This is a genomic window from Streptomyces narbonensis, assembly GCF_014649015.1.
GTDB classification, from domain to species: Bacteria; Actinomycetota; Actinomycetes; order Streptomycetales; family Streptomycetaceae; genus Streptomyces; species Streptomyces narbonensis.
The window spans coordinates 1-5,991 of the sequence record NZ_BMSF01000038.1 but is presented as its reverse complement, the minus strand read 5'-3'; the positions used below and the strand labels follow the sequence as shown (position 1 = coordinate 5,991).

Here is a 5,991-nt window from a genome sequence, read left to right as displayed (position 1 = left end):
GGTCATCGAGGGGAGGGTGCCGTCGGACAGCACGCCTGCCGTGTGGACGACGGCGGTGAGCGGGTGCCCGGCCGGTACGGCGTCCAGTACGGCGGTGAGAGCTGCGCGGTCGGCGACGTCGCAGGCGGCGACGGACACGTGGGCGCCCAGGGCCTCCAGCTCGCCCACGAGCGCGTCGGCGCCGGGGGCGTCCGGCCCGCGACGGCTCACCAGCAGCAGGTGGCGTACGCCCCACTCGCGCACCACGTGCCGGGCGACCAGTCCGCCCAGACCGCCGGTGCCGCCGGTCAGCAGGACCGTGCCCTCCGGAGCGAGCGCCGGCGCGTCGGTGCCCGGCCCGGGCCGGACGGAGGCCAGGCGGGCCAGCAGGACGGTGCCGTCGTGCAGCGCGAGCTGGGGCTCGTCCCGCAGGCCCGGGTCGGAGAGCACCGACGGCAGGGCTCGGTACGAGGAGGCGTCGTCGGCCAGGTCCAGCAGGCCGAAGCGGCCGGGGTTCTCGGTCTGCGCGGTCCGTACGAGACCCCAGGCGGCCGCGTGCGACAGGTCCTCGCCGCCGTCGGTGCCGGACCCCTCGGGGTCCCGCACCGCTCCGCGGGTGACCAGGAGCAGGCGGGTGCCCGAGAGGTGCTCGTCGGCGAGCCAGGCCTGGAGCAGCCCCAGGGTCCGGGCCACCGTGCCCCGTACGGCCTCGGCACCGCCGTCGGCGGGACCCGCGGGCAGCGGGGCCAGGACCGTACGGGGCGCGGGGGCGCCGGCCGCCACGTCCCAGGCCAGCGCGGCCAGGTCGGGGTAGAGCCCGACCTCGACGCCGGCGGACTCCAGGGCGGCGGCGACCTTCAGCTCGTCCTTGCCGAGGACGGCCGTCGGCCCGTACGAGGTGGCCGAAGCGGTGTTCAGGTTCAGGTCCTGCTTGCCGAGGGAGGGCAGGGCGTACGGACGCCAGGTCACCCGGTGCATCAGCCCGCCGACGCGGCTCGCCGCCGCCTGCCCGGCGGTGGCCGGCCGCAGCGTGAGGCGCTCCACGGAGACCAGCGGGCGTCCCTCGCCGTCCGTCAGGGACAGCGAGACGGCGTCCTTGCCCGCGGGTGAGAGCCGGACCCGGGCGGCCGCGGCACCGGCCGCGTGCACGGTGACTCCGCTCCAGTGGAACGGGACGCGGACGACCTCGGGCTCGTCGACGAGCCCGCCGACCGCGATGGCGTGCAGCGAGGCGTCGAGCAGCGCGGGGTGGATGCCGTACGGGGCTGCTGCCGCGTTTCCGCCGCCGCTCCTGGTCGCGTCCACGGGGAGGGCGATGTCGGCGAAGACCTCACCCTCGTACCGCCACACCGCGTCGAGCCCCCGGAACAGCGGGCCGAAGGCGAGACCGTTCCCGTCGAGCCGCTCGTAGAGACCGTCGAGCGGTATCTGCTCGGCGCCCTCCGGCGGCCATGCGGCCGCACCGCCGGGTCCGGCCGGCGGCTCGGGCCGGTCGGTGGCCAGCAGGCCGGTCGCGTGGCAGGACCACGCGGTGCCGGCGGGCGCGTCGGCGAGCCGCGAGTGCAGCGAGACGGGCCGCGCACCGCCCCCGGCCGACTCGCCGCCAGGCGCCCCGACCGTCACGCCGGCCGGCTCGCTGCCAGGCGCCCCGACCGGCTCGCCGCTCAGCGCCCCGACGGGCTCGACGACCGGCTCCCCGACCGTCACGCGCAGCTCGACGCCGCCGTGCTCGGGCAGGACCAGCGGTTCGAGCAGGGTCAGCTCCCGCACGTCCCGCAGTCCGGCGGACTCCGCCGCGTGGGAGGCGAGTTCGACCATGGCGGTGCCGGGGAGCAGGACGCTCCCGAGGACGGCGTGGTCCGCGAGCCACGGGTGCGTACGCAGGGAGAGGCGGCCGGTGAGCAGCAGGCCGTCCCGGTCCGGGAGGCTGACGACGGCGCCGAGCAGCGGGTGGCCGGCGGCCCCCAGGCCGAGGCCGGCGGTGTCCACCGCGGTGTCCTCGGCCGGGGCGTCCAGCCAGTAGCGGTCGCGCCGGAAGGAGTACGTGGGCAGGTCCACACGGCGCGCCCCGGTTCCGGCGAACCAGGCCTGCCAGTCGGGACCGGTGCCGTGCGCGTACGCCCTGCCGAGGGCGTCCGCGACGGTCTCGGTCTCCGGCCGCTTGCGGCGCAGCAGCGCCACGAGCAGCGGCCGGGGGCCGTCGGGGGCCGGGTCCGAGGGGGAGCCGGTGGTGGAGCCGGCGGCGGAATCCGCGGAGGTGTCCGTGAGGCCGTCGGCCGCCATGGCGGTGAGGACCCCGTCGGGGCCCAGCTCCAGGCAGGTCCGCACGCCGAGGCCGCGCAGGACGCGGACGCCGTCGAGGAAGCGGACGGTGCCGCGGACGTGCCGCACCCAGTACTCGGGGTCGCACAGGTCGTCCGGTCCTGCGGCCAGGCCGGTGACGTTCGAGACGACGGTCAGGGAGGGCCGCCGGAACTCCACCGTCTCCAGTACGGCACGGAACCCGTCGAGCATCCCGTCCATGTGCGCGGAGTGGAAGGCGTGGCTCACCCGCAGCGCGCGGGTCCTGCGGCCGAGCCCGGACCAGTACGCCTCCGCCTCCCGCGCCGCGTCGGCGTCGCCGGACAGGACGGTGGCCTCGGGGCCGTTGACGGCGGCGACGTCCAGGCGGTCCGCGTACCGCTCGTCCGCCGTCAACCACGCGCGGACCTCGCCCTCCGCGGCCTGGACGGCGAGCATCGCGCCACCGGCGGGCAGCTCCTGCATGAGCCGCCCGCGCGCGGCGACCAGACGGGCGGCGTCGGCGAGCGAGAACACACCGGCGACGTGCGCGGCGGCGATCTCGCCGACCGAGTGGCCGAGCAGCGCGGCCGGCCGCACGCCCCAGCTCTCGACGAGCCGGAAGAGCGCGACCTCCAGGGCGAACAGCGCGCACTGCGTGTACCGGGTCTCGTGGAGCAGCCCGGCCTCCGTGCTGTCCTCCGCGGCGAACATCACGTCGAGCAGGGGCAGTTCGAGGTGGCCGTCGAGGTGGGCGCAGATCTCGTCGAGCGCCCGGGCGAAGACGGGGTACCGGTCGTACAGCTCACGGCCCGCGCCGGGTCGCTGACTGCCCTGCCCGGTGAAGAGGAACGCGGTGGTGCCGTCCCGGGCGGTGTCCAGGTGGACGTGGGCCGAGGTGCCGCCCCGGGCCAGCGTGGCCAGCCCGTCCAGGAACCCGTCCCGGTCGGCGGCGGTCACGGCGGCGCGGTGGGCGAAGGCGGTACGGCTCGTGGCGAGCGCGTACCCGACGTCCCGCAGACGCTCGGGCCCGGCGGCGTCCGACAGACCCGCGTCGGGGTCCGTGTCGGGGGCGGACAGCCAGGCGTGGAGGGCGGCGGCCTGGCCGCGCAGGGACTCCTCGTCCTTGGCGGACAGCACCCAGGGCAGGTGCCCGGGGCGGTACGACCCGGGGGCGTCGGAGGCCTCGGCTGCCATGACCGCTTCAGCCGCTTCAGCCGCCTCGGCCTCTTCAGCCGCTTCAGCCGCCTCGGCGTCCCCGAGCAGCTCCGGTGCGTCGAATGCCTCCGGCACGTCGGATGCCTCCGGCGCCTGCTCCAGCACCACGTGCGCGTTCGTCCCACTGATGCCGAACGACGAGACGGCGGCACGGCGCGGACCGGGCCCGGCCGGCCAGTCGACCGGCTCGGTGACCAGGGCCAGGCCGCTGTTCGCCCAGTCGACGTGCGGGCTCGGCTCGTCGGCGTGGAGGGTCTTCGGCAGGGTGCCGTGGCGCATGGCGAGGACCATCTTGATGATGCCCGCCGCACCGGCCGCGGCCTGCGTGTGCCCGATGTTGGACTTCACGGAGCCGATGGCGAGCGGCCGTTCGGCCGGACGCTCCCGGCCGTAGGTGGCCTGGAGGCCCTGGGCCTCGATGGGGTCGCCGAGCGAGGTACCCGTGCCGTGCGTCTCGACCGCGTCGATGTCGCCGGGCGTCAGCCGGGCGTCGGCGAGGGCCTGTCGGATCACCCGCTGCTGCGAGGGCCCGTTGGGCGCGGTCAGCCCGTTGCTGGCGCCGTCCTGGTTGACGGCCGTGCCACGGACCACGGCGAGCACCGGGTGACCGTTGCGCCGCGCGTCCGAGAGCCGCTCCACGAGCAGCAGGCCGACGCCCTCCGCCGCGCCGAACCCGTCGGCGTCCGCCGAGAAGGCCTTGCTCCGGCCGTCCGGGGCGAGCGCCCGCTGCCGGCTGAACTCCACGAACATGTGCGGGGTCGCCATCATCGCCACACCACCGGCGAGTGCCATCGAGCATTCACCGCTCCGCAGCGCCCGCACCGCCAGGTGCAGGGCGGTCAGCGAGGACGAGCAGGCGGTGTCGACGGTCGTCGCGGGCCCTTCGAGACCGAAGGTGTACGCGATGCGGCCGGACGCGACGCTCGGCGTGCTGCCGGTCAGCAGGTAACCCTCCACGCCGCGCGGGGCGTTCGGGACGCGGGCCGCGTAGTCCTGGTAGGAGAGGCCGATGAAGACACCGGTGCTGCTGCCGCGCAGCGAGCCCGGCTCGATGCCGGCCCGCTCGAACGCCTCCCAGGACGTCGCCAGGAGCATCCGCTGCTGCGGGTCCATGGCGAGCGCCTCGCGCGGCGAGACACCGAAGAACTCCGCGTCGAACTCGGCCGCGTCGTGCAGGAACCCGCCCTCGCGGACGTACGCCTTGCCGAGCGCGTCCGGGTCGGCGTCGTACAGGCCGTCGAGGTCCCAGCCCCGGTCGGTGGGGAAGGGCGTGATGCCCTCGCCGCCCTCGGCCAGCATCCGCCACAGGTCCTCAGGGCTGCGGATGCCACCGGGGTATCGGCAGCTCATGGCGACGATCGCGATCGGATCGTCGTCGACACCGAGACCGACACCGAGACCGAGACCGACACCGAGACCGACACCGGATCCGCCACCGACACCGGATCCGCCACCGAGACCAGCACCAGCTCCGCCACCGAGACCAGCACCAGCTCCGGCACCGAGACCAGCGCCGACAGCCCGCGTCCCCCTGGCCCACGTGGACTCCGCCGCCGCGTCCTCGTCACCGAGGAACTCGGCACGGAGCAGTGACGCGAGGGCCAGCGGCGTCGGGTGGTCGAAGACGAGCGTCGCGGGCAAGGGGAGCCCGGTCGCCCGGGTCAGCCGGTTGCGGAGCTCGACTCCGGCGAGCGAGTCGAAGCCGATGTCCTTGAAGGCCCGGTCGGCGGCGACGTCCTCAGGTGAACGCATCCGGAGCACGGCGGCGGCCTGGGCCCGTACGAGACCGAGGAGGATCTCCGTACGCTCGCCGGGAGCCGCGGCGGCCAGCCGCTCGGCCAGCGGGTTCCCGCCCGCGGCGGAGCTGCCGCCCGGCCCGGCCGGGGCGCTCTCCCGCGCGTCGATGATGCGCCGCACCTCGGGCAGCTCCTCGACGAGGGGCTGAGGGCGGCCGGAGGAGTACGCGAGGTAGAAACGGTCCCAGTCGATGTCCGCGACGGTGATCGCGGTCTCGTCCCGGCCGAGGGCGGACTCCAGTGCGGTCAGGGCGAGTTCCGGGTCCATGCCGGGTACGCCGTGATCGCGCAGGCGCTCGGCCACCCCGTCACCGGCTGCCATGCCGCCGCCGTCCCACGGCCCCCAGGCCACTGACACGGCGGTCCGGCCGCCGGCCCGGCGGCGGGCGGCGAGGGCGTCGAGGTAGGCGTTGTGCGGCGCGTAGTTGCCCTGCCCGGGGATGCCCAGCGTGCTCGACACGGAGGAGAAGAGCACGAACGCGTCGAGATCGAGGTCCCGGGTCAGCTCGTCGAGCACCGAGGCGCCGACGGCCTTCGCGCGATGGGCCCGCCGGACCTGCTCGGCGGTCAGGGTGTCGACGATGCCGTCGTCGAGCGCGCCGGCGGTGTGCACGACGGCGGTGAGGGGGACGTCCTTGGGGATGCTGGTGAGGAGGGTGCGCATGGCGTCGGTGTCGGCGACGTCGCAGGCGGCGAGGGTGACTCGGGCCCCGAGTGC

1 protein-coding gene is annotated in these 5,991 nt (G+C 75.8%); it reads right to left on the bottom strand.

Features of this window, described 5'->3' with window-relative positions; all coding sequences use genetic code 11:
- On the bottom strand, positions 1-5,991 hold a 5,991-nt coding region (locus IE124_RS33800; RefSeq protein ID WP_189513805.1), incomplete at both ends, for a type I polyketide synthase.